Source organism: Streptomyces sp. BL1 (assembly GCF_057628045.1).
In genome coordinates this window covers 7,998,670-8,020,865 of sequence record NZ_JBXYWZ010000002.1, presented here as the reverse complement: position 1 = coordinate 8,020,865, position 22,196 = coordinate 7,998,670, and the positions used below count along the sequence as shown (strand labels likewise).

The 22,196-nt window shown below is 70.5% G+C and carries 20 protein-coding genes; 7 read left to right on the top strand and 13 right to left on the bottom strand.

Annotated features, from left to right (window positions below; genetic code table 11):
• Positions 1–162: 162 nt before the first annotated feature.
• The 3 genes from AC3AGO_RS35445 to AC3AGO_RS35435 are packed head-to-tail and all read right to left on the bottom strand — an operon-like array spanning position 163 to position 2,312.
• Positions 163–546, bottom strand: a complete 384-nt coding sequence (locus AC3AGO_RS35445) for an MmcQ/YjbR family DNA-binding protein (protein WP_487824416.1) — start codon at positions 544–546, stop codon at positions 163–165.
• Between the two features lie 36 nt (positions 547–582).
• A complete protein-coding gene (locus tag AC3AGO_RS35440) occupies positions 583–1,902 on the bottom strand; it encodes a replication-associated recombination protein A (protein ID WP_487824415.1) in 1,320 nt (439 codons plus the stop codon).
• Positions 1,899–2,312 carry an MmcQ/YjbR family DNA-binding protein gene (locus tag AC3AGO_RS35435; protein WP_487824414.1) on the bottom strand — a complete coding sequence of 138 codons (414 nt, stop codon included), beginning with the start codon at positions 2,310–2,312 and terminating at the stop codon, positions 1,899–1,901. Before AC3AGO_RS35435 ends, AC3AGO_RS35440 begins: the two co-directional genes overlap by 4 nt.
• A 191-nt stretch (positions 2,313–2,503) precedes the next feature.
• Between AC3AGO_RS35435 and AC3AGO_RS35430 the strand changes: the two genes are divergently transcribed.
• The 3 genes from AC3AGO_RS35430 (at position 2,504) to AC3AGO_RS35420 (ending at position 4,702) form a co-directional block, all read left to right on the top strand.
• Positions 2,504–3,058, top strand: a complete 555-nt coding sequence (locus AC3AGO_RS35430; protein ID WP_487824413.1) for a TetR/AcrR family transcriptional regulator — start codon at positions 2,504–2,506, stop codon at positions 3,056–3,058.
• Positions 3,059–3,316: 258 nt separating this feature from the next.
• Positions 3,317–4,012, top strand: coding sequence for an alpha/beta fold hydrolase (locus AC3AGO_RS35425; RefSeq protein WP_487824412.1), 696 nt, complete (start codon positions 3,317–3,319; stop codon positions 4,010–4,012).
• An 84-nt stretch (positions 4,013–4,096) separates the two neighbouring features.
• Entirely contained in the window at positions 4,097–4,702 is a 606-nt protein-coding gene (locus AC3AGO_RS35420) for a dihydrofolate reductase family protein (protein ID WP_487824411.1), read from the top strand.
• Between the two features lie 116 nt (positions 4,703–4,818).
• On the opposite strand, the gene AC3AGO_RS35415 is transcribed toward AC3AGO_RS35420, so the two are convergent.
• From AC3AGO_RS35415 to AC3AGO_RS35390, 6 genes are all read right to left on the bottom strand, one after another.
• The gene (locus tag AC3AGO_RS35415) at positions 4,819–6,627 is read right to left on the bottom strand and encodes a C69 family dipeptidase (RefSeq protein ID WP_487824919.1); all 1,809 of its coding nucleotides are present in this window, start codon (positions 6,625–6,627) and stop codon (positions 4,819–4,821) included.
• A 262-nt stretch (positions 6,628–6,889) separates the two neighbouring features.
• Positions 6,890–8,089: a nickel pincer cofactor biosynthesis protein LarC gene (gene larC / locus AC3AGO_RS35410; RefSeq protein ID WP_487824410.1), complete on the bottom strand. Its 1,200-nt coding sequence runs from the start codon at positions 8,087–8,089 to the stop codon at positions 6,890–6,892.
• Complete coding sequence (gene larB / locus AC3AGO_RS35405; protein WP_487824409.1) at positions 8,086–8,853, bottom strand: nickel pincer cofactor biosynthesis protein LarB; 768 nt, start codon at positions 8,851–8,853, stop codon at positions 8,086–8,088. Before larB ends, larC begins: the two co-directional genes overlap by 4 nt.
• On the bottom strand, positions 8,853–9,680 hold the full coding sequence (gene larE / locus AC3AGO_RS35400) for an ATP-dependent sacrificial sulfur transferase LarE (RefSeq protein WP_487824408.1): 828 nt from the start codon (positions 9,678–9,680) through the stop codon (positions 8,853–8,855). Before larE ends, larB begins: the two co-directional genes overlap by 1 nt.
• Positions 9,681–9,725: 45 nt before the next feature.
• Positions 9,726–11,024, bottom strand: a complete 1,299-nt coding sequence (gene larA, locus AC3AGO_RS35395) for a nickel-dependent lactate racemase (protein WP_487824407.1) — start codon at positions 11,022–11,024, stop codon at positions 9,726–9,728.
• A gap of 36 nt (positions 11,025–11,060) precedes the next feature.
• Positions 11,061–12,827 (bottom strand): L-lactate permease, encoded by a 1,767-nt coding sequence (locus AC3AGO_RS35390; protein ID WP_487824406.1) that lies wholly within the window; start codon positions 12,825–12,827, stop codon positions 11,061–11,063.
• A gap of 167 nt (positions 12,828–12,994) precedes the next feature.
• Here AC3AGO_RS35390 and AC3AGO_RS35385 point away from each other — a divergent pair, with 167 nt between their 5' ends.
• The 4 genes from AC3AGO_RS35385 (at position 12,995) to AC3AGO_RS35370 (ending at position 16,630) form a co-directional block, all read left to right on the top strand.
• Positions 12,995–13,657, top strand: coding sequence for a GntR family transcriptional regulator (locus AC3AGO_RS35385; RefSeq protein WP_487824405.1), 663 nt, complete (start codon positions 12,995–12,997; stop codon positions 13,655–13,657).
• A 146-nt stretch (positions 13,658–13,803) separates the two neighbouring features.
• On the top strand, positions 13,804–14,337 hold the full coding sequence (locus tag AC3AGO_RS35380) for a 2,4'-dihydroxyacetophenone dioxygenase family protein (RefSeq protein ID WP_487824404.1): 534 nt from the start codon (positions 13,804–13,806) through the stop codon (positions 14,335–14,337).
• A gap of 26 nt (positions 14,338–14,363) precedes the next feature.
• A complete protein-coding gene (locus tag AC3AGO_RS35375; RefSeq protein WP_487824403.1) occupies positions 14,364–15,464 on the top strand; it encodes a 2,3-butanediol dehydrogenase in 1,101 nt (366 codons plus the stop codon).
• Between the two features lie 182 nt (positions 15,465–15,646).
• Positions 15,647–16,630: a helix-turn-helix domain-containing protein gene (locus AC3AGO_RS35370; protein ID WP_487824402.1), complete on the top strand. Its 984-nt coding sequence runs from the start codon at positions 15,647–15,649 to the stop codon at positions 16,628–16,630.
• Positions 16,631–16,669: 39 nt separating this feature from the next.
• Here AC3AGO_RS35370 and AC3AGO_RS35365 read toward each other — a convergent pair whose 3' ends face one another.
• The 4 genes from AC3AGO_RS35365 to AC3AGO_RS35350 all read right to left on the bottom strand — a co-directional run bounded on the left by AC3AGO_RS35365 (position 16,670) and on the right by AC3AGO_RS35350 (position 22,089).
• On the bottom strand, positions 16,670–18,910 hold the full coding sequence (locus tag AC3AGO_RS35365; RefSeq protein ID WP_487824401.1) for a 2-dehydropantoate 2-reductase: 2,241 nt from the start codon (positions 18,908–18,910) through the stop codon (positions 16,670–16,672).
• Between the two features lie 109 nt (positions 18,911–19,019).
• Positions 19,020–19,823 carry an SDR family NAD(P)-dependent oxidoreductase gene (locus tag AC3AGO_RS35360; RefSeq protein ID WP_487824400.1) on the bottom strand — a complete coding sequence of 268 codons (804 nt, stop codon included), beginning with the start codon at positions 19,821–19,823 and terminating at the stop codon, positions 19,020–19,022.
• Positions 19,823–21,139, bottom strand: coding sequence for an MFS transporter (locus AC3AGO_RS35355; protein ID WP_487824399.1), 1,317 nt, complete (start codon positions 21,137–21,139; stop codon positions 19,823–19,825). Before AC3AGO_RS35355 ends, AC3AGO_RS35360 begins: the two co-directional genes overlap by 1 nt.
• Entirely contained in the window at positions 21,136–22,089 is a 954-nt protein-coding gene (locus AC3AGO_RS35350) for a polysaccharide deacetylase family protein (protein WP_487824398.1), read from the bottom strand. Before AC3AGO_RS35350 ends, AC3AGO_RS35355 begins: the two co-directional genes overlap by 4 nt.
• Positions 22,090–22,196: the final 107 nt, after the last annotated feature.

Genomic DNA, 22,196 nt, shown 5'->3' with positions numbered 1-22,196 from the left:
CGGCAGGAGAACTCACTCTTCACCGCCCACCGGAGCGAGGCAGGTTTTACAGCTCTACGGGTGACCGGGCGTCATCCGGCACTGCTGTCGGTGCGTGCCGGCAACCGGGACTTACCTGCGGCATGCGGGGAAGCAACGCCCGCTCGTACTGCTCCCGTTCGGCTACGGCTTGGTGCCGAGAGTTCCGACGGCGAGGGGTCTGGTGGAGGCGGGCAGTTTGTCGGCCACGAGCCGGTAGGACTCGGTCACCAGTTCCTCGACGAGCTTCTCGTCGATCGACTCGCCCGGGGCGAGCGTGATCCAGTGCCGCTTGTTCATGTGGAAGCCGGGAGAGATGTCCGCATACGACGCGCGCAGGGCTTCGGCGTCCTGCGGATCGGACTTGAGGATCACGACCGGCCGGCCGGGCACCTCGGTCATCAGCATGAACACCTTGCCGCAGACCTTGAAGACCTCGTATTCAGGTCCGAACGGATGCTCAAGAGCCGCCGCTGGAAGTGCCTCGGCGCACTCCTGCGCCGCGTCCTGCAGGGCGTATCCCTCCATCACCGCACCTTTCCTCATCGATAGTGGCCGGACCGTTCAGTCCTCGTCCTCGCGCTGTTGCTCCCGGAGCCGGGCCCATCGCGCGAGCTGTTGTCCGATGTGCTGCTCGTGCCCGTTCCGGGTGGGCCGGTAGAAGGTCTCCCGGCTCATCTCGTCGGGGAAGTAGTCCGCTCCGGAGAAACCTTCAGGCGTGTCGGGGTCGTACTGGTAGTCCTCGCCGTACCCCAGATCCTTCATGAGCCGGGTAGGCGCGTTGAGGATGTGCCGGGGAGGCATCAGCGATCCGGTCTCGCGTGCGCGGCGCCGGGCGGCCTCGAAACCCCGGTACACGGCAATGGACTTGGGGGCGGTGGCCAGGTGGACGACGGCCTGTGCGAGGGCGAGTTCCCCCTCGGGCGAGCCGAGCCGCTCGTACACGTCCCAGGCGGTGAGCGTCTGCTGCATCGCCTGGGGGTCGGCCATCCCGACGTCCTCGGCCGCGAACCGTACGAGCCGGCGAGCGAGGTACCTGGGATCCTCCCCGCCCTCCAGCATCCGGGCGAGCCAGTACAGGGCGGCATCGGGGTCGGACCCGCGCAGCGACTTGTGCAGGGCTGAGATCAGGTTGTAGTGGCTCTCCTGCGCCTTGTCGTACAACGGCGCCCGCTTCTGGACATGTTCCGCGAGTCCGGCGACATCGAGTGGAGCGGTCCCGGCGGGGAGCGCCTGGAGCTCTTCCGCCATGTTGAGCAGATAGCGGCCGTCTCCGTCCGCCATGGTGATCAACGCCTGGCGCGCGTCGCCTGTGAGGGGCAGCTCCTGGCCGGTGAGGTGTTCGGCCCGGGAGATCAGCCGTTCCAGGGCGACGTCGTCGAGCCGTTTGAGGACGAGCAGACGGCACCGGGAGAGCAGCGCCCCGTTCAGTTCGAAGCTCGGGTTCTCGGTCGTCGCGCCGACGAGGACGACCGTGCCGTCCTCCACGTAGGGGAGGAAGCTGTCCTGCTGGGCTCGGTTGAATCGGTGGATCTCGTCGACGAACAGCAGCGTGCCCTGGCCGACTTCACGCCGGCGCCCGGCTGTCTGGAACACCTTCCGCAGGTCGGCGACGCCGGAGAAGGTCGCCGACAGAGGCTCGAAGACCAGGCCGGTCCGCTCTGCCAGGAGGCGGGCGATGGTGGTCTTGCCGCACCCGGGCGGGCCCCACAGGACGACGGAGACGAGCCGTTGCTGCTCGACCATGCGTCCGATCGGCGCTTCCGGTCCGAGGATGTGGTCCTGGCCGACCACCTCGTCGAGGGTTCGTGGCCGCAGGCGGTCGGCGAGCGGGCGCGATCCCTCGTCGTCGAAGAAGGGCAGGGCCGGTTCGGAATGCGTCATCGGCCGGCGCTCCGAGTGGACCCTGCTGCTGGGCTGCCGCCCCTGGTCTCGTCGGGCCGCTCGCGGCGGGGCAGCGACTCCAGGACGAGGTCGTAGGAGTGCAGCACCAGGTCCTCGACGAGCGGTGCGGTGATCCCCCGTCCTGCCCCCACGGAGATCCAGTGCGCCTTGTCGAGGTAACGGCCCGGGACGATGGACGCGTGTTCCTGCCGCAGGGAATCGCCGTAGTCCGGCTCGCACTTGACGGTGACGATCAGCTCGTCAGGGTCGTCGGTGACGATCAGGAAGACCTTCCCCGCCACTTTGTAGACGTCCAGCTTCTCGACGAAGGGACGCCCGCGGCTGACTCCCGGGAGGGTGTCCGCCGTCTCGCGTGCGGTGCGCTGGAGCCGCTCCCCGGTGATCGTCACAGGTCCTCCCGCCCTCGCGGTCCGGTGCCGTTCGCCACCATGAGCCGCTGGTACCCGGGGGCACCCGCCGGCACGTCACCTGCGGCTTCCTTCATCACCGGCACCTCCGGTCCCAGAGTGCGTACACACGTACATACTGGAGACTGTAAACGATGCCGCGCGGGGCTGCCGGGACAGAAGGAGGCGAGCGGGTGCGCAAGGGCCGGGCGAACGATCCGACGCGCAAGGAACGGATCCGGCGGGCGGCGCTCGACGTGATCGCGGAGGAGGGCGTGCACGCCACCACGCACCGAAAGATCGCGGCCGAGGCCGGAGTGCCCCTGGGCTCCCTCACCTACTACTTCGACAGCCTGGACAGCGTCCTGACGCAGGCGTTCGCCCTGTTCGGCGACGAGATGGGGGCGCGCTACACCGGTGCGCTGGACGCCGCCGACGGCCTGGAGGAGGCTCGGCACGCTCTCGTCGACGCGATCTGCGGTCCCACCGCGGCGACCGGCCGCGAGTTGCGGCTGGTGCGCGAGATGTACTCCTACGGCAACTTCAGCGGTGCCGTCCGCGAGCAGATCCGCCGGTTCGAACGCGAGGCGCGCGAGGCGCTCCTGCGGCACTTCAGCGAACCGTCCGCCCGCGCGCTCGACGCCCTGGTGGAAGGCTGGTGGATCCACCAGGGCTGGGACCCCGTGAGCCTCGACCGCACCATGGTGGCCGAAGTCGTCGCCGCGATCTCCGACCGCTTCGACCGCTGACAGCCCGGGCCACCGGAGCAACTCGGCCCCCGGGCAGCCGCCTTGACCACGTCCTGCTCCGTTACGCGGCCCACCTCCGGCCACGTACTCCGGCGTCAGGTCGACATGTTCTGACGCCGCTTCAGGGCTTGCGCGGGTGCGTCGGAGTGCTCTGGCTGGTGGGGCGATGGTGCCGGGGAAGTCCGGGGGCGGGCTGTGCGCGGCGATATAGCGTGAGGTCACGCTTGGGCACCTCGCCCGGGCGTTGGGGAGGCATCGATGAGGGTCGTGTTCGTGCATGGGGCGTGTGTGCGGGACGGGGCGTGGTGGTGGCACCGTACTGCCGAACTGCTGCGGGAGCGAGGGGTGTTGAGCGTGGCTCCGGCGCTTCCGAGCTGCGGCGAGGCGGGCTCGCCCGGAGGTGCCGGCGGTCCGGGGCTGTCCGAGGACGTCGCCGCGGTGCGGCAGGTGCTGCTGGACGACGACGAGCCGGCCGTCGTCGTCGCCCACAGCTACGGCGGCATCGTCACCGCGGAGGCCGCCGCGGGTATCGGGTCGGTACGCCATCTGCTGCTGGTCTCCAGCTACCTCCCCGAAGTCGGCCAGAGCCTCTCGGAGTTCGGGGACGGCACTCCCGCCCCGTTCCTCGACGTCGACCCGGACGCCGGCACGTTCGGGGTCCGCCCCGAGCTCCTCGTGGAGACGTTCCTCCAGGACTGCGACGCCGAGGTCCAGGCGCAGGCGGCGGACCACCTGGCCCGGCAGAGCGTGCAGGTGACCGGGCAGCCGGTCAAGGCGGCCGCGTGGCAGCAGGTGCCCTCGACGTACCTCGTCTGCGCCCAGGACCGGGGCACCCCGCCGCCGCTGCAGCGCGAGTTCGCCCGCCGGGCCGGCGATGTCGTCGAACTCGACGCGGGTCACCACCCGTTCCTGTCCCGGCCCGCCGCGGTCCGGGACCTGCTGCTGGGTCTGTGACCACAGCTGGCGCCGCGCTGCGGATCTTCCGCCGATGAGTTTCCGGCGGCTGTGCCGTCTACTTATCGACGAAGGGATCGCACCATGGGAAAGATCATTGTTTGTACGTTCCTGACGCTGGACGGCGTCATGCAGGCGCCGGGCGGCCCGGACGAGGACGCCGAGAGCGGCTTCGAGCACGGCGGCTGGCAGAAACCGGTGGACGACGACGAGGTCGGCGCGGCTGTCACCGGTTGGTACGAGCACGCCGACGCGATGCTGCTCGGCCGCAAGACGTACGAGATCTTCGCGTCGTACTGGCCTACCGCCGGTCCCGACAACCCGTTCACCGCTCGAATGAACAGCATGCGCAAATACGTGGCGTCCCGGACTCTGAAGTCCGTCGAGTGGCAGAACTCCACGCTGCTGGAGGGCGACGTCGCCGAGGCCGTACGCGAACTGAAGGCGTCCGACAGCGGCAACATCAACGTCGTCGGCAGCGGCGACCTCGCCCAGACCCTCATGCGACACGGCCTCGTCGACGAGTACCGGCTGACCATCCATCCCGTGATCGTCGGCACCGGCAAGCGGCTGTTCGCCGACGGAGCGATTCCCACCGCGCTGGAGCCGGTCAGCGTCTCGACGACGAAGGGCGGCACCGTCGTCGGTGTCTACCGGCCGAACGGCAAGCCCAGCTACGACAGCTACTGAGGGGTTTCGTCCGGATCACCGAGCGGACGGCCCGCACCACGTCCGGCCTGGTGCGGGGCCGTCCACGACCGTCACGCCACACCCGGACCAACAACTGGCTGATCCGGACGAATTGGCTAGGCGCGCCGCCTCGAGCGCCATACCGCGCCCGCGGCCACGAGAAGTGACACGGCAGTGATGCTCCACGGGATCCAGGTCTGCCGGCCCTCGTCCCGGGTCTGCTCGGCCGAGGCTGCCGTACGTCCGGAGACGCGGGCTGCGGAGTAGTCGGGCACCTTGGCCGGGTCGCCGTAGTGGCCGGCCCGGTCGAGGGTGGATCCGTCCGCCCAGCCGCCGCCGACATCGCAGTTCATCCGGTCACGTGCGGATTCGGCCCCTCGCAGTCCCATCGGCCGGGAGCGCGCCGACGCGGTGCTGCCGTCGTCCTTCGCCGTGTCGCCCTTGCTCGGCTCGTGGAGGCCGCCCTCGGCCCGTGACGTGCTGAGAATGTCGTCGAGCAGGTGGTTGCCGAGCCTGAGCCCGTCCAGCGCCTGCTTGTCGGTGTAGCCGGTGAGGATGTCCCCGGCCCGGCCGGGGTCGGCGGCGGCCTTCTGCTGCACCTTCTTCCAGTCCTTGAGCTGCTGGGCCTCGAACCCCTCGAAGGCGTCTGTCACCTCGCCCAAGTAGAGACGCGGGCGGGCGCACGTGGCGTACATGAGGCGCTTGAAGGTCTGGGTGGCCGACTCGGTCGCCTCCTGTTCCGCGTACTCGGGTTCGAGGTACTCGGCCGAGGCTCCGGCTGTCAGGTACCGGTGCTGGGTGTATTCGACGGGAAGTTTGCCGGTGCCGATCGCCACGGGGATGTACGGGGCGGTCACGGCGGCTGTGGGCGCCATCCACAGAGTGGCGAGGCGGGGGTCGGGGAGCTCGGGGTCGAGGTCGGCGACCTGCCCGTATCCCGACCGGTCGTCGGACCAGCGGGGGTCACGGACGATCCGCATCATGTCCTCCAGCCTCACCTTGCCCAGTTCGGCGAATTCCTTCTCCAGTGAGACCGGGTTGCGGTACGGAGCCGGGTCCCCGGGGTCGGCGTTCTTGCCCACCGGGAAGGACTTTGTGGGGAACGGCTCCTGATAGACCTTCTGCAGGTCGAAGGTCTTGTCCTCCGACGGGTCGTACCAGCCCTTCTTCTCGGCGAACGAGACGAGGTTCTTCGAACCCATGAAGTCCGGGTTCTTGCCGTCCACGGCGTCGGTGGGGAACTTCTTGATGTAGCCGGGGTAGGAGACGCGGATGTCGTCGGGGCCGAGCCGTTCGGCCGCCCAGAGTCCCTTGCCGCCCGCGTATTCCACGAAAACCCAGCCCTCGTCGCCGTCCGCGAACAGGTGCGAGTTGCCGCCGTATGTGGTGTATCCGTGGGTGTCGATGAGATCGCCGAGTATCTCCACTGCTTCCCGAGCCGAACCGGCGCGTTCCATCGCGATTCTGGAGAGATCGGAATACTGCGGCCCGGTCTGGTCCTTCGGGGTCATGTCCAGCAATTCCTTGCGGGAGTTGGACCAGACGTCCCGCGCGGCGACGCCCTTCTCGTTCAGCCCTCCATTGGTCAGCGGCGCCGGCATGCCGGTGAACTCGGAGTAGTTGGAGGTGAGATAGCGGTAAGTGTGCCTGGCCTGCGGTATCTTGGTCTGCTTGCCGGGCATGTCGGCCTCGTCGGTGGCCCCGACAGTGATCTTGGAGCCCTTCGGGTGGTCCTGTGCCGGCACCACCTCCATCCAGTGACTCGACGGTTCGTGCCCGAAGCCGCCGAGCATGGTGTGGCCGGTCGACGACCGGTTCTTGCCGACATACGCCGCAAACGATTTGTCCGGCTGCCGAAAGCTCTTCTGCCCCGCTTCCGTTGACCTGTCGGGTCTGTGGCGCTCACCGTCCTCCGCGACAGCCACAGAGGGCGTGCCGAGTGCGGCGACCGCCAGAACGGAGACGGCGAGAGTTCCAACGGTGGCCCGACGAGGCCGAGATCGAAGCACATTCTCTCCTGAAATGAAAACTGACTGGATTCACCAGCGAACAAATCAGGAACACGATACAGACCGACCGGTGACGGGAACCGCGCGCAACTTCCCCTGTACTCCGCATCCATGCGGAACAACGCGAGCAGCGGACGTCCCCGAAAGGCCGATTACGTGAGCGTAAACGGGTGGCCGCTCACGGGAACCGGCCGCGCTGGCTTGGCTCTTGGGAGCCCGTACCGGAGATCTGGGCGAGGGCCAGGTCGGTGACCTCTCGTAGCGGGAGGTTGAGGGCTGTGGAGGCTGCCGCGAGGTCGTCGTATTCGGGCTTGGCTCGCCAGGGGCCCTGCTTGATGCGGATGGTGTGGCCGCGGACGGTCACGGTGGTGTGCTCGCGGGGAAGTGCGCGTCGCTGGACGGCAGTTGTGCGCAATCCGAGGCTGCCCGTCTCGGCGAGCAACAGCCGTTCCAGGGCGGGGGCCTGGTCCGGGCGGCACAGGACGTGGATCTCGTGTGCCGGTCGTCCCTTCTTCATCACCATCGGCGTGCACCAAGCGTCGGCGGCGCCTTCGTCCAGGGCCGAGGCGATGACATGGCCGAGTACCTCACCGCTGATGTCGTCCACGTTCGTTTCGAGCAGGAGCAGTTGTTCGTCAACTCCAGTTCCGGACACGGGAGATGAGCCAACCGGTTCGCCCAGGACTGCACTCAGTACGTTGGGCCGCCCGGGGAAGACCTTGGTGCCCGCTCCGAAGGCGTTCGCCCGTACGGTCATGGCGGGTGGTGGCCCGTACGTCGTGCCGGCCGCCCGCAGCAGCGCGGCGCCCGTCGGGGTGACCGTCTCGCCCTGTACGTCGATGCCCACGGTCTGCGCCCCGTGCAGCAGCGCGAGCGTGGCCGGGGCGGGTGCGGGCAAGAGGCCGTGGGCGCAGCGCACCACTCCGCTGCCCAACCCGACCGGCGCTGACCGGACTTCGGTGATGCCGAGCAGGTGCAGGGCCGCGGCGACGCCCACGGTGTCCACCACCGTGTCGTGGCCGCCGATTTCGTGCAGGTGGACGCGGTCCGGGTCGCTGTCGTGGAGGTGGGCCTCCACGTCGCGGATGGCCCGTACGGCCTCGGTGGCGACCGTCGCGACAGGTTCGGGGCGTGCCCGGTGTACGAGGTCGAGGAGTTCGGCGGCGTGCCGCTCGGTGCTCTCGTCGTCGACGTGCACCAGGGCGCGCGTGGCGCGGATTCCGCCGTTCTGGACGTCCTCGTGCTCGAGCCGCCAACCGGTCAGCCCGGTACGGGAGATGGCGTCGCGGATGCCGTCGACGGGAGCGCCGAGGCCGATGAGCGCGCCGAGCAGCATGTCGCCCGAGACTCCGCTGCACGGGTTGAGCCACAGGATCATCGGCCGGACTCCCCCGCGTGACCCGCCGGGGCGGTGGAACCGGCAAGGTCCGTACGGGAGTTCCGCATGACGTGCGCCAGCCGGTGCGCGGCCATGGCCGCCCCGAATCCGGAGTCGATGTTGACGACGGTCATGCCGGCGGCGCAGGAGGTGAGCATCGCGAGCAGTGCGGTCACTCCCTCAAGTGCGGCCCCGTAGCCGGTGGAGGTCGGTACCGCCACGACCGGGCAACCCACCAGGCCGCCCACGGCACTTGCCAGCGCGCCTTCCATCCCGGCGACGACGATCACGATGTCGGAGGCCTGCAACTCCGGGGCGCGGGCCATCAGTCGGTGGATTCCGGCGACGCCGACGTCCGTGATCAGCTGCGCGTCCAGGCCGATGGCGCGGGCCACCCGCAGTGCCTCCTCGGCGACCGGTCCGTCCGCGGTCCCCGCGCTCACCACGCGCACCCGCGTGTCGTGTTCGGACGCCGCCCGCCAAGTGAGCAGCCGGGCCCGCGCGTGATACGTACCGTCCCGCACATCGGAAACGTCCTGCGAGCCGGGCGCATGCCCGTCCACCGCGCCGAGGACGGCCTCGGCATCCTCCGCTTCGATACGGGTGACGAGGACGGGACCGCTGCTCTCCGCGAGCAGCCGCGCCACGATGGCGACGATCTCGTGCCGCTCCTTGCCCGGCGCGTACACCACTTCCGGGAGCCCCTGGCGCTGCTCCCGGTCGGTGTCCACCGAGGCGAAGCCCAGGTCGGCGATGCCGCTCATCACGCCGCCCCACTGCCCACGACGGTCAGCGGCAGCAGCGCGTTCATCCGCCCGCTGCTGAACCCGGCCAGGTCCAGCGCGCAGAACTCGAAACCGGCTGCCCGTACGGCGGCGTCCAAGTCGCCCCTCACGCCCGCCGCTTGCTGGATCTCGCCGTCCGGTACCTCGATACGGGCGACCGTGCCGTCCGCGTGAGCCCGCACCCGGAACCGGGTGAAGCCCAGCGCCCGTACGGCCTCCTCCGCCGCCTCGATCCGGGCCAGGAGCTCCGGGGTGACCTGATCTCCGTAGGCCACCCGGGAGGCGAGGCAGGCGGCGGCCGGTTTGTCGGCGGTACGGAGGCCGAGGGTGCGGCTCGCGTCGCGTACCTCCTGCTTGCCGAAGCCGGCGTCGACCAGGGGTGCGACCGTCCCGCGTTCGGCGGCCGCGCGCAGTCCCGGCCGGTGGTCGCCGAGGTCGTCCTGGTTGGTTCCCAGGGCGATGCGGGCTCCGAGCGCGTCGGCGAGCGGGCCGATCGCGTCGAACAGCGCGGACTTGCAGTGGAAGCAGCGGTCCGAGCCGTTGGCCACGTACTCCGGGCGTTCCGCCTCGTCGGTGCACACCTCCACGTGGGCGATCCCGTGGTCGGCGGCGAACTGCTTGGCCTTCCGGCGTTCCGAGTCCGGCAGGCTGGGCGAGACCGCGGTGACGCTCAGTGCGGCCGGGCCCAGTACGTCGCTGGCCACCGCGGCGAGCAGCGCCGAGTCCACGCCGCCGGAGTAGGCGACGATCAGCCGCTCCTCCCGGTCGATGCGGTCGCGCAGCGCTGCTAGCAGGTCGTCTGTCACGTCAAGTCCTTCCCGTTGCGGGGGTGTTGCCGTCGCCTGGCGCATTCAGCTCGCCTCGCCCGCGACGAAGGGGATGGTCTGCGGGCCCTCGGGCAGGACGCACACCCGGGCGTCGGGCCCGGCCTCGGCCAGCGCCGTGTCCACGGCTGCCGCGATGTCCGGGGCGGGTTCGAGGTGGGCGGAGCGCAGGTCGTCGTCGGCGAGGTATCCGCTGTGGACCAGCACCCTGGCCTTGCTCTGGATCTTGGCCTGCACCTGTACCTGCCACTGGTCCGGCACCGTACGTTCGCGCGCCGCGATCTCGCCGAGAAGGCCCTCTGGTGACGGCGCGGAGGAGAGTACCTCGCGGTAGGAACCGTGGTCGGGGAAGCCGTCCTCGCACTCCGCGGCGCAGATGATCATTCCGCCGGGCCTGACGACCTTCGCGGCTGCGGACATGCCCTTGACCGCCTGGTAGAGGTTCTGGTCCAGCGGATAGCCGGAGTTGGTGGTCACGACGACGTCGAACGGCGCCGGCACCTCCCGCATGGCGATCCGCCTGGCTTCCGTACGGGCGGCCAGGTGCATCTCCTCCAGCCGCCCGCCGAAGGCCCGGACGATCTCGTGCTCGCGGTTGAGGATGACATCGAGGGAGAAGTCGACGCCGGTGCCCGCGGCGATCGCCCGGATGTCGTCGTGCACCGGATTGCCCTCGCAGCGGCCCCAGGTGGCGTTGGGATGCCCGATGCGGGAGGCGTCGTGCAGGGTCAACACCGTTTCCAGGCCCGCAAGTCCGGGCGCCGCGAGCTTGGGTCCGCCGGAGAATCCGGCGAAGAAGTGCGGCTCGACGAACCCCGTCGTGATCCGCACATCGGCCGCGCGCCACTCCCGGTTCATCCACACCGGGACCCCGTTGCCGTACGTGCCGCACCACACCAACGAGGCGTCGTCGCGGGCGTCGTGGTTGACCACGCGCACTGTGTCGACGATCTCGTCGCCGAGCATCTCGCGCAGTTCGGCGTCGGTGTTGGCGCGGTGCGTACCGGTGGCGACCAGCAGCACCACGTCCTCCAGCCGCACCACGCCGTCCAGTTCCTCCAGCAGCGCCGGGATCATGAGGTGGCGCGGCTGGGGCCGGGTGCTGTCGCAGAGGGATACCGCCACGGTCTGCCCCTTGCCGACCAGTTCGCGCAGCGGAGGTCCGGCCACCGGTTCGCGCAGCGCCGACCGCAGTTCCGCGCGCGGGTCCTCGGCGCCGGGCAGGTACTGCGGCTCCACGACGGTGGTGCGGTCCGCGGGCAGATCGACGAGCAGGCCGGTCCGGCCGTAGGCCAGTCGTACGGACGTCGTCGGGGACTCAGGCATGGTGCTCCTGGCGGTGGTTCGAGGGGGCGGCCGGGCTCACGGGACCATCCAGCCCAGGACCGGGGTGGACTGGAGGTAGACGATGACCGAGAAGATCACGAGCAGGCCGAGGCTCCAGCCGATGACCTTGCGCAGGATCTCCGGTTCGCTGCCGGGCTTGTCGATCGCGGCGGCGGCCACCGCGAGGTTCTGCGCGGAGATCATCTTGCCGAGCACGCCGGCGGAGGAGTTGGCGGCGGCCAGCAGGACCGGGCTCAGCCCCGTCTTCTCGGCGGCGGCCACCTGGAGCGCGCCGAAGAGGGAGTTGGAGGAGGTGTCCGAGCCGGTGACGGCGACGCCGAACCAGCCGACCACCGGGGAGAGCAGGGCGAACAGTCCGCCCGCCGAGGCCAGCGCGTTCCCGAGGCTGGCGGTCTGGCCGGAGAAGTTCATCACGAAGGCGAGGCCGAGCACGGCGGTGACCGTCACGATCGTCCACCGCAGCTGGACGAGGGTGGCCCAGTAGCAACCGGCGCCCTGGCCGGGCTTCAGCCGGTAGACGGCCATGGTGAGCAGGCCGGCGAACAGCAGGAACGTACCGGTGCCGTTGAGGTGTTCGAGCTCGAACGCCGTGTCCACCGGCTCTCCCCCGGCGGCGACCATGTGCAGACCGGGCCAGTTGAACGTCGTCGTGCCGACCTCGGCCAGCCAGGCGTTGACCGGGCCGATCTGTTTGATCGCGAACAGCCCGATGATGAGCAGGTACGGAGCCGCGGCCATCAGGGTCGACGCCCGGCCGGCGTCGGCCCCCTCCGGCGCGCCGTCGGCGCCCGCACCTCCCGCGGAACGTGAACCGTGGCCGGTGCCGGTCCCGGAGCCGGTGCCGCCGGTGGCCGGGCCGTCCGCGGAGCCGGAGCCGCCGCTCGAAGCGCCCGCGGTCACTGCGACCTTCGTCCCGTCCGCCGGGGCCGCCCCGTCCGCCGGGATCCCGTCCGCCGAGACCGTCTCGCCCGCGGGCTGCCAGACGCGGAGGAACCCGAGCACCGCCGCGATGGTGACGATGCCGGCCACGATGTCGGTGATCTCCACGCTGATGAAGTTCGCACTGACGAACTGGCTTATCGCGAAGGCGAATCCGCCGACCAGCGCCACCGGCCAGGTCTGGCGCAGACCGCGGCGGCCGTCGACCAGGTACACCAGGATCAGCGGGACGAACACCGACAGCAGCGGCGTCTGACGGCCCGCCATCTGCCCGAGGACGTCCACCGGCAGGTTCGTCACGGAGGCCAGGGCGGTGATCGGTACGGCCATGCTGCCGAAGGCGACAGGCGCGGTGTTGGCGACCAGCGCCACGACAGCGGCCTTGATCGGCCGGAGGCCCACGGCGATGAGCATCACGGCGGAGATGGCCACCGGTGCGCCGAAGCCGGCCAGCGACTCCAGGAGCGCGCCGAAACAGAACGCGATCAGAATCGCCTGCACCCGCATGTCGGGCGAGACGAGGCGGATCTTGCTCCCCAACACGGTGAACCAGCCCGAGACTTCGGCCATCTTGTAGATCCACACCGCGTTGACGAGGATCCACAGAATCGGGATCACCCCGTACACGGCGCCGTAGACGGCCGCGCTCACGGTCTGGCCCAGAGGCATCTGCCAGCCGAGCGTCGCCAGGCCCATGGCCAGCAACAGGGTTGCCATCGCGGCCACATGGGCCTTGACCCGGAACACCCCCAGCAGCACGAACAGCGTCACCGGCGGGAGCGCGGCACAGATCGCGGTCAACGGCAGTGACCCCGCGATCGGTGCCAGTACTTGCTCGAACATCCAGCCTCCTCCTTGAGGCGCGGACACGGTGTCCACAGACCCGTATACTTGTAAGACAATATTTCTCCGCTGGTCAAGAGGTGGTCTGGAATACTTCGGCGGCGGAGCGCGGGCCTGCCCCGCCGGAAGGGGGCGCCCGAGCGGAACGACTGGGAGTGGGGAGCGGCATGTCACGCAGGCTGTCGGTGCTGTCGGTCACGGACGCGCTCGCGGAGGACCTGCGGCTGCAGATCTTCCGCGGTGAACTGTCCGGCGGCGCCCGGCTCACCGAGACCGAACTGGCCGGCCGGTACGACGTGGCCCGTCCGACCGCCAAGGCCGCGATCGAGAAACTGGTGGCCGAGGGCCTTCTCCGCCGGGACGCCCACAAGACCGCGCACGTACCGCAGATGGGCAAGGCGGACATCGAGGACCTCTACTTCGGCCGCGCCTGCATCGAGAAGGAAGCCGCGCGCACTCTGGCTCCCGATGGCGCCGTGCCGCAGGCCGTCCACGACGCCCAGGCCGAGATCGCCGCGGCCGGGGACGTGTGGACGATCGACATTGTCGAGCCGGACGTCCGCTTCCATCAGGCGCTGGTCGACGCCGTCGGCAGCCCCAGGATCAGCCGGCTGTACCAGGTGCTGATGGGCGAGATGCGGCTGTGCATGGCCCAGATCCAGACGTACGGCGTGACGCGGGCCGGCACCATCCACGCCGAGCACCAGGCGGTGGTGGAACGGATCGAGGCCGGCGACGCCGACGGCGCGGCCCACGCCGTCGCAGCCCACCTCGAACGCGCCTGCGGCGACCTCACTCACTCCCCGCGGGAATCCGGCACGGAGAGCTGACAGGCCCTCAACTGCCGCACTGGTTTCCGCTGCGCCCGTCTCTACGCCCGTCCGGAACGGGCAACCCGTGATGTCCCTCCCGGGCAAGACATGCGCGGACTCTGCGGGTTCACTGTCGGCGACCGACAGGCGGAAGGGAGCCCACCGTGCCCGAGGAAGCCGGCAGCGAGTTCTGGAAAGGCCTCAAGCCGATCCCGAACTCCTTCAAGCCGGACGCGTTGCCCGAGGTCCACCTCTCGCAGGTGGCCACCGACGACGACCGCTACTACGTACCGTTCACCGAGACCGTCGGCTCGCGTCCTCTGTGGATCAACGTCAAGGACAACTCCTGGTCCGACATTCTGCGGGCCAAGGAAGCGGGACTGGTCAACCGGCATTACCACCCGCACGAGGTGTTCGCCTACACGATCTCCGGGAAGTGGGGCTATCTGGAGCGCCCCTGGACCGCACACGCCGGCGACTTCGTCTACGAAGCACCCGGCGAGGGGCACACCCTGGTGGCCTACGACAGCGACGAGCCCATGAAGACGCTCTTCATCGTCAAGGGGCCGCTGATCTGGCTGGACGAGAACGGCGCGACCGCCGGCTACTTCGACGTCCACGACTACATCGACATGTGCCGGAAGCACTACGAAAGCGTCGGCCTCGGCGCGGACTCCGTCGACGCCCTCTTCCGGTGAACCGGCCCTCCCCCACCGGCCGTTCGATGAGAGCCGCGGTCTGGTACGGAGCCGGGGATGTCCGCGTCGTCGATGCGGACTTCCCCGTACCCGGCCCCGGCGAGGTGCTCATCAAGGTGGCCGCCTGCGGAATCTGCGGCAGCGACCTGCACGAATACACCGACGGCCCACTCGCCGTGCCGGTCGCCGAACCGCACCCGGCCTCCGGCCGGAAAGCGCCCCTCGTCCTCGGCCACGAGTTCTGCGGTACGGTCGCGGCCCTCGGCACGTCGGTGACCGGGCTCGCCATCGGAGACCGGGTAGCGGTCGAGCCCAACTACCGGTGCGGGACGTGCCCGCGCTGCCGGGCCGGCGAGTACAACGTCTGCCGGCACTTCGGCTTCGCGGGCCTGATGGGTGACGGCGGGCTGGCCGAATACACCGCCGTCCCCGCCTACATGGCGCATCCCCTCCCGGCGGCCGTACCGCTGGAGCAGGCCGCACTCTTCGAGCCGGCCTCGGTCGCCCTCCATGCGCTGCGGCGTGCGGGAACTCCCGTCACCACGGCGGTGGTTGGCCTGGGGCCCATCGGCCTGTTCACCGTTCTGCTGGCCGCGGAACGCGGCGTACGGCGGATCGTCGCCGTCGACGTGGACCCGGCCCGGGTGGAGACCGCCGCGCGGCTCGGCGCCACCGACGTCGTCGTCGCCGGCCGGGGCTCGGACGGGGGCGAGGAGATACGCCAACTGACCGGCGGGGAGGGCGTGGACGTGGCGTTCGAGGCCGTCGGCTCCGAAGGCACCCTCGGCACCTGCCTCACCGCGACGCGCCGCGGCGGACGGGTCGTCCTCATTGGACTCGCCCAGCAAGTTCGCCTCAACGCCTTCGATCTGGTCAACAACGAGCAGTCGATCGTCGCCGCCGTCGGATACCGGGACACCTACCCCGAGCTCATCCGGCTGGTCGCTGAGCGCGGCCTCGACCTGACACCGGTCGTCACCGCCACCATCCCCCTCGAGGACGTGGTCACGGACGGCTTCGAAGCGCTCCTGCACGGCACCGGACAGCACGTCAAAATCCTGGTGGATCCCGGACGTTCACCCTCCGACGCCTCCCCTCCGCCGGCCGGACGCGGAAGCCTGAGGTGACCCCAGGGCTCCCCCGACGCGTGCACCGGCCGAAGCAATCACTGGTGGGGTCTCCGGCATCGCTGCCACGACGGCCTTCCTGCGCCCCGTTACCGACGCCGGGCAGCACGCTCCCTGCTTGCGCGGACCCGTGGGAGCATCATCGCTGTCCCGTCGAAGAGCGCGCGGCAAGGAGGCCCGAGATGCCCGTACACACCGTCTCCACCGTCTCGACCCGGTCCGTCGCCCCCGCGGACCGGGTCGGCTTCTGGGAGGAGTACAACCGGCGGGCGCTGGTGGGGCTGACTTGCTCGCCCTACTCCGAGAAGGGTCTGCTGGCCACACAGACCAACATCGGTCTCGGCAGCCTGCGGCTCGCGGACATAGCCGGCAACGAACACGTCATCGAGCGAACTCCGCGCACGTGCCGGGACCTTCCGAAGGACTCCGTGTTCGCCACCTTGCTGACCGCCGGCACGGGAATGTTCTTCCACCAGGGCGGCTGCCTCCTCGTGGAGGCGGGCGACCTGATCCTCTACGACACCCGCCGCTCCTACCTGTTCGGCTTTCCGCAGGCGATGCGTCAGTTGCTGGTGGACATTCCCCGTGAGGTTTTCGTCGAGCGGTGCGCCGCCGGCGAGCTGACAGCGCCGTTGCTCTTCGGCCGAGGGGCGGCAGCCGAGGGGGCGACGGTCGCCACGCTGCGGTCGGTGCTCTTCAGCTGGGCCGCGCGGGCGGCGGAGGGGGCCGAGGATCCCGCGAGCGCCGAGGCCTCCGTACTGAACCTGGTCGGGTCTCTCGCCGGACCGGCGCTGGGCGACCGCAACGCGACCGCCGGCCGGTCCTCTCAACTGGCCGTCGCCACCGACTACATCCGCCGCCACCTGTCCGACTCGCGGCTGTGCGCCGAGCGGGTCGCGGACGCAGTCGGTGTGTCCGCCCGGCACCTCAGCCGGATCTTCGAACCCACCGGAGTGAGCCCGGCACGCCACATCCTCGAACAGCGGCTGGCGAAGGCACGCGAACAGCTCTCCGAGCCGGGCTCGTGTCACCTCACCGTCGCGCAGGTCGCCCACCGCTGGGGCTTCGCAAGCCAAGCGCACTTCACCCGGGTGTTCCGGGACCGCTTCGGACACACCCCCGGCGAGGGACGCCCGGCCTCCACCCGGCGCCGGGCGTGCTCGTGACGCAAACTGAACGGAGCACGCCCGGCCGGGAGTTGGGGCTCAGGCGGTGAAGGCGACCAGGAGGGCAGCGGCGAGCGCGGCGCGGGTGGTCATGCCCGAGACGGTGGCGTGTTCCGTACGGGCGTGCGCGCCGCCGCCGACGGCGCCGAGTCCGTCGAGCACCGGAGTGCCCGCGGACTGGGCGAAGTTGCCGTCGCTGGCGCCGCCGACGGCGGCCTCGCGCAGGTCGAGCCCGAGAGGTGCGGCGCAGGCGCGGGCCAGCGAGTAGAGGGCGGCGACGTCGGGGGTGCGTTCCAGGACGGGGCGGTTCCAGTCGCCGGTCACGCGGACCGTGGTGTCCGGGTGCGCGGGTTCCCGTGCGGCGAGGGCCGTGGTGATGCGCTGTTGTTCGGCGGCGCCGGCCACCCGTACGTCCAGGTCGGCGACGGCCTGTCCGGCGGTGACGTTGCTGCGTGTTCCGCCGTGTACGACACCGACGTTGACGCTGGTGCCCGCCGGATGGTCTGCGAGCGCGGCGAGGCCGAGGATCTGGTGCGCTGCCTCGTGGACGGCGCTGGCTCCCACGGTGGGGTCCAGCCCGGCGTGCGCCTCCTGCCCCTCGACGGTGAGGCGGAACAGGCCGACGCCCTTGCGGGCGGTCTTCACGGCGCCGTCGGCGCTCGCCTCGAAGACGAGCGCCGCGCGCGACGTACGGGCCTCGGCGACGATCGTCTCGCTGGAGGCGAGGCTGCCGGTCTCCTCGTCGCCGTTGAGCAGCAGCGTGCAGGCGGGACGCGGCAGGCCCAGCGCATCGAGTGCGCGCAGCGCCCAGACGGCCTGTACGAGACCGGACTTCATGTCGAAGACGCCCGGCCCTGTCATCACGTCGCCGTCGCGGTGGAAGGGCCACTGTGCGAGCGTCCCGGCGGGCCAGACGGTGTCGTAGTGGCACAGGAGCAGGAGGGGTCGCGGGTCGCCGCCATGCGCCGGTCCGGCGGCTGCGTAGCGGCGGATGAGGATGTCTCCCGCGTTGTCGCGGGGCAACAGTTCCTCGGTGTCGGGTGCGCCGAGAGCCGTGTCGAGCCATTGCCGCAGCCACTGCAGGCAGGTGTTGAGCGCGGCGGGGTCGTCGCTGGGGCTCTCCAGGCGGGTGTAGGCGGCGAGTTCGGCCACCATCTCCTCTTGGTGCTCGGCCAGCCAGGTGTGCACCGCGCGGGTCTGTTCCTCGGTGAGGGCCGGTCGCGCGGGCAGTGCCGCGGGCTGCGGTGCGCGGTCCGCGGCGAGGGCGTCCAGAGCGTCGAGCCGGGTCTCGCTCATGCGGTCCGGGGCGCCCTCCAGTTCCTTCAGTCCACCGATCACCGCGTGCAGTACGGGAGTCGGTATCCCGGCCCGGTCTGCCTGTGCGAAGACGGTCTCGTAGTGCGTGGTGACTTCGACGGGGCGGTGGCGTACGGCGAGGTCGCGCCAGATGCCGCTGCGGTTCTTGGGCTGGGAGCGCAGCCAGGCGGTGAGGCGTGTGGTGGCCGCGGCGCGTGCGGCGGGGCCGGCGGAGCGCCGGAAGGCCGGCGCGTCGAAGGCGTCGAACGGCTCCAGGCGTACGCCCAACGCGTCGGCGACATCGAAGACTTCTCGTGTCACAGCGTGCATGGCGGCGGGGTGCCGGTCGATGAGGTCGGCCATCGCGTCGTCGGCGAGTGCGGTTGCCGCCAGCATGGCGCCGAACCCGGCCTTGGCCCACAGGTAGCCCTCGACGTTGTCGCAACTCTCGGCGCCGGTACCGGGGTTCAGGTCGGCCACCAGAGCGCGGACCCGGTCGCCGGCGGGGGCACCGTCCGGTTCGCCGATGACGAGGGCGCCGGGACCACCGTCCCGTACGACGCCGGGCTCCGCGACGTCGGCGAAGATGTTGACGAAGGCCGGGACGGTGCGTGCGGTGCCGATGTGCTCGGCGATGAGCGGCTCGTTGAACCCGTTCTGTACGGACACGACGAAGCCGTCGTCCGCCAGGCGGGGCGCGATCCAGCGGATGGCGGTCTCGGTGGCCTGGGCCTTCACCGCCAACAGCACCTCGTGCAGGGGGCCTTCGAAGTCTTCGGGGGTGCAGGCGTGGAGGCGGACGGTGTCGGTGCTGCCGTCCTGGCGCAGCATCCGCAGCCCGTGCTCGCGGAGGGCGGAGACGTGGGCGTGGTCGCTGTCGACGAGGGTGACGGGGTGTCCGGCGCGCGCCAGTTCGTACGCGAGGGTGCCGCCGATGGCGCCACCGCCGACCACGGTGCGGGCCCGTACGGGCTGCACGGTCATGAGGTGTCCTTTCCGGGTGCGGTCTCCTGGTGCCGCGCGGCCCGGTGCGACAGGGCGTGGCGCGGCGGCCCGCCGGCTGGGCCGGTACGGGCGGGGGCAGGAGGCAGGCTCAGGTGTGTGAGGTGGGCCGGAGGCGGGGCAGGTGGGCGGCCCCGGCATTCGAGCCGCCGTCGACGCGCAGCACCTCGCCGGTGATCCACTCCGCTTCGTGGCCGGCGATCCAGCGCACGGCGCGGGCGATGTCGGCGGGTGTGCCGGGGCGGCCCAGCGGGTTGCGGGAGACGATCGCCGCGTACTCGGGTGCGACGGGATTCACGTCGCTGTCGACCGGCACGAAGCCGGGGCTGACGGCGTTCACGCGGATGCCGTACGGGCCGAGTTCGAGTGCGGCGGCCCGGGTCGCCATCTCCAGCGCCGCCTTGGTCGCCGCGTACGGGCCGCCGCCGGGGCGGGAGCGCAGGGCGGCGCCGGAGGAGATGTTCACGACGGAGGCGGGGCGGCCCGACTCGACGGCGCGGCGGCCGAGTTCGGCGGTGGCGAGGACCGGAGCGCGGGTGTTGAGCGCGAACAGGTCGTCCCAGTCGGTGGCGGTCACTTCCAGCATGTCGATGGACGGGTAGGCGCCCGCAGCGTTGACCAGTACGTCCAGTGGGCCGTCCGTCGTCCAGGCCGCCGCCACGGCCGCGCCCGGCGCGTCGGGGCCGCTCAGGTCCAGGTCCTGGACTGTCACGCGCACGCCGTACCGTTCCCGCAGCCCGTCCGCCGTACGGGTCAGCGGTTCGGCGTCCCGGTCCACCAGGGTCAGCAACCCCCCGTCGGGGCCATCCTGTTCGCTCCAGGCGCGGGCGTACTCCTCGGCGACGGCCCTGCCGATGCCACGGGCCGCGCCGGTGACCAAGACGTGCGGTGCCATCAGTCGAACTCCTTGTCCTTGGTCTCCGGCATCGTCAGATACACGACGAGGGAGATCAGCGAGGCGGCGGCGACGTACAGCCACAGCCAGTCGCGGTGCCCGGCCTCGTTGAGCCAGGTGGTGACGTAGGGCGCGGTGCCGCCGAACAGGGCGACCGCCAGCGCGTAGGGCAGGGCGATGCCGGTCGCGCGAACCTCCGGCGGGAACTGTTCGGCCATGATGACCGCGCAGTTGGCGGAGTAGCCGAGGATCAGCAGCATGCCCGCGAGCTGGACCAGGAAGAGACTGAGGAAGCTGCCGCTCATCAAGTGCAGCAGCGGCCAGGCCAGCAGCACGAACCCGGCGGCGAAGACCGTCATGGTCGGCTTGCGCCCGAAGCGGTCGGAGAGCAGCCCGGCGAAGGGCAGCAGCACCACGAAGACGACCAGGCACAGGGTCTGCGACAGCAGCGCCTTGTTGAGCGGGATGCCGGTGGTCAGATTGGCGTATGTGGGCAGGTAGTTGACCCAGATGTAGTACGTGAGCGTGCCGGCGATGGTGATGCCCGCGACGCGCAGCGCGGCCGCCGGGTGCTCGACGAACATGGCCTTGAGCGGGTTGACCCTGGCCTGTCCGGCCTCACGGGCCCGGGTGTAGGACTCGGTGTCCTCCACGGAGACACGCAGCCACAGGCCCAGCAGCCCGAGCAGCCCGCCGACGACGAACGCGATCCGCCAGCCCCACGCGTGCAGCGCCTCGTCGCCGAGGAGGGAGGTGACGAGAGTGCCCAGCAGCGAGGCGATCAGCACTCCGCCGGCGACCGAGACCTGCTGCCAGGACCCGGCGAAGGCACGCCGGTTGGCGGCGGCGGACTCGACCAGGAAGGCCGAGGAGGAGCCGAACTCACCGCCCGCGGAGAAGCCTTGGACCAGCCGCGCCAGCAGCAGGACGACGGGCGCGACGATTCCCATCGTCTCGTAGCCGGGGGTGAACGCGATGACGAAGGAAGCGCCTGCCATGAGCGCGATGGTGAGGGTGAGGCCCTTCTTGCGGCCGTGCCGGTCGGCGTACGCGCCGAGGAACGCGGCGCCCACCGGGCGCATCACGAAGCCGACGGCGAAGACCGCGAGGGTGGCGAGCAGTGCGACGGCGCCCTCGGACTTCGCGAAGAAGACATCCGCGATGATCTTCGCGAAGATCGAGTAGAGCGCCCAGTCGACCCACTCGACGGTGTTGCCGATGGTCCCGGCGACGATGGCCTTGCGCTGGGCGCGGGTCAGCTTCTGCGGCGGCGCGGTGTCGGTGACGGACTTCGTGGCTGTTGTGGAAGGTCTCATCGGGCGCCCTCCGGGGAGGAGTCGGGGCGGACGTCGAGCTGCGCACGTGCGGCATCGGCGAGTTGGGCATGGGTGGTGTACCAGACGCCGGAGTGGGCGCCGATGTGGTCGAGCAGTTCGCGCAGGATCACCAGGCGCGAGCGGTGGCCGATCACGTGCGGGTGCAGGGTGAGTTGGAAGACGCCGCCCTCCCGGTAGGCCGCGTCGAATTCGTCCCGCCAGATCTCCAGCACGTCGCGCGGCCGGGTGTAGGGGCGTACAGAGCCGTAGCGGTCCATCGTGAAGTACGGCGCGTCGTCGCGGATCCAGTCCACCGGGATCTCGACCAGGCCCGTCGGCTGCCCCTCGGCGACCACCTCGTACGGCTCGTCGTCGGCCATGAGGGAGGAGTCGTAGGCGAAGCCCAGGTCGAGGATCGTCCGCAGCGTGGAGTCGGAGAAGTCCCAGGAGGGCGTGCGGATTCCGGTCGGCCGGGTGCCGGTCACGTCTGTGAGCGTGTCCAGCGCACGGCGCATCAGGGCGCGTTCGTCCTCGGCCGCCAGCAGCGTGTTGCGCTCGTGGATCCACCCGTGCACGGCGATCTCGTGCCCGTCCTCGGCGTACTGGCGTGCTTCGTCGGGATGCAGCAGCGCGGAGACGGCGGGCATGAAGAACGTCGCGGATATGCCCCGGCGCTCCAGGAGTTCGAGGACGCGTACGGAGCCGACGCGCGCGCCGTACTGTCCCTGCGCGAGCCGTCCGGGGCTGGTCTCCCCGTCGCGCAGCGGAATGGTCTCGTGGTCGGAGTCGAAGGACAGCGCGACCGCCACCCGTGCGCCGCCGGGCCAGCGGGCGGGGGTGAGTCGGCGTCCGGCGCGGACGGCCTCGACGTGCCCGCGCCACACGTCTTCCGGCCACTGCCAGGAGGGGGATTGCGAGTGATCGGACGCGCTGGAAGCAGGGTTCGACATGGTGCCTCTCCGGTAGGGGGAGCTGCTGGATGAAGTGGTGCGCGCAGAAGGGGCGTTCGGGACTTCGGGGCTTCGGGACTTCGCGGCTTCGCGGCTTCGGGCCAGGA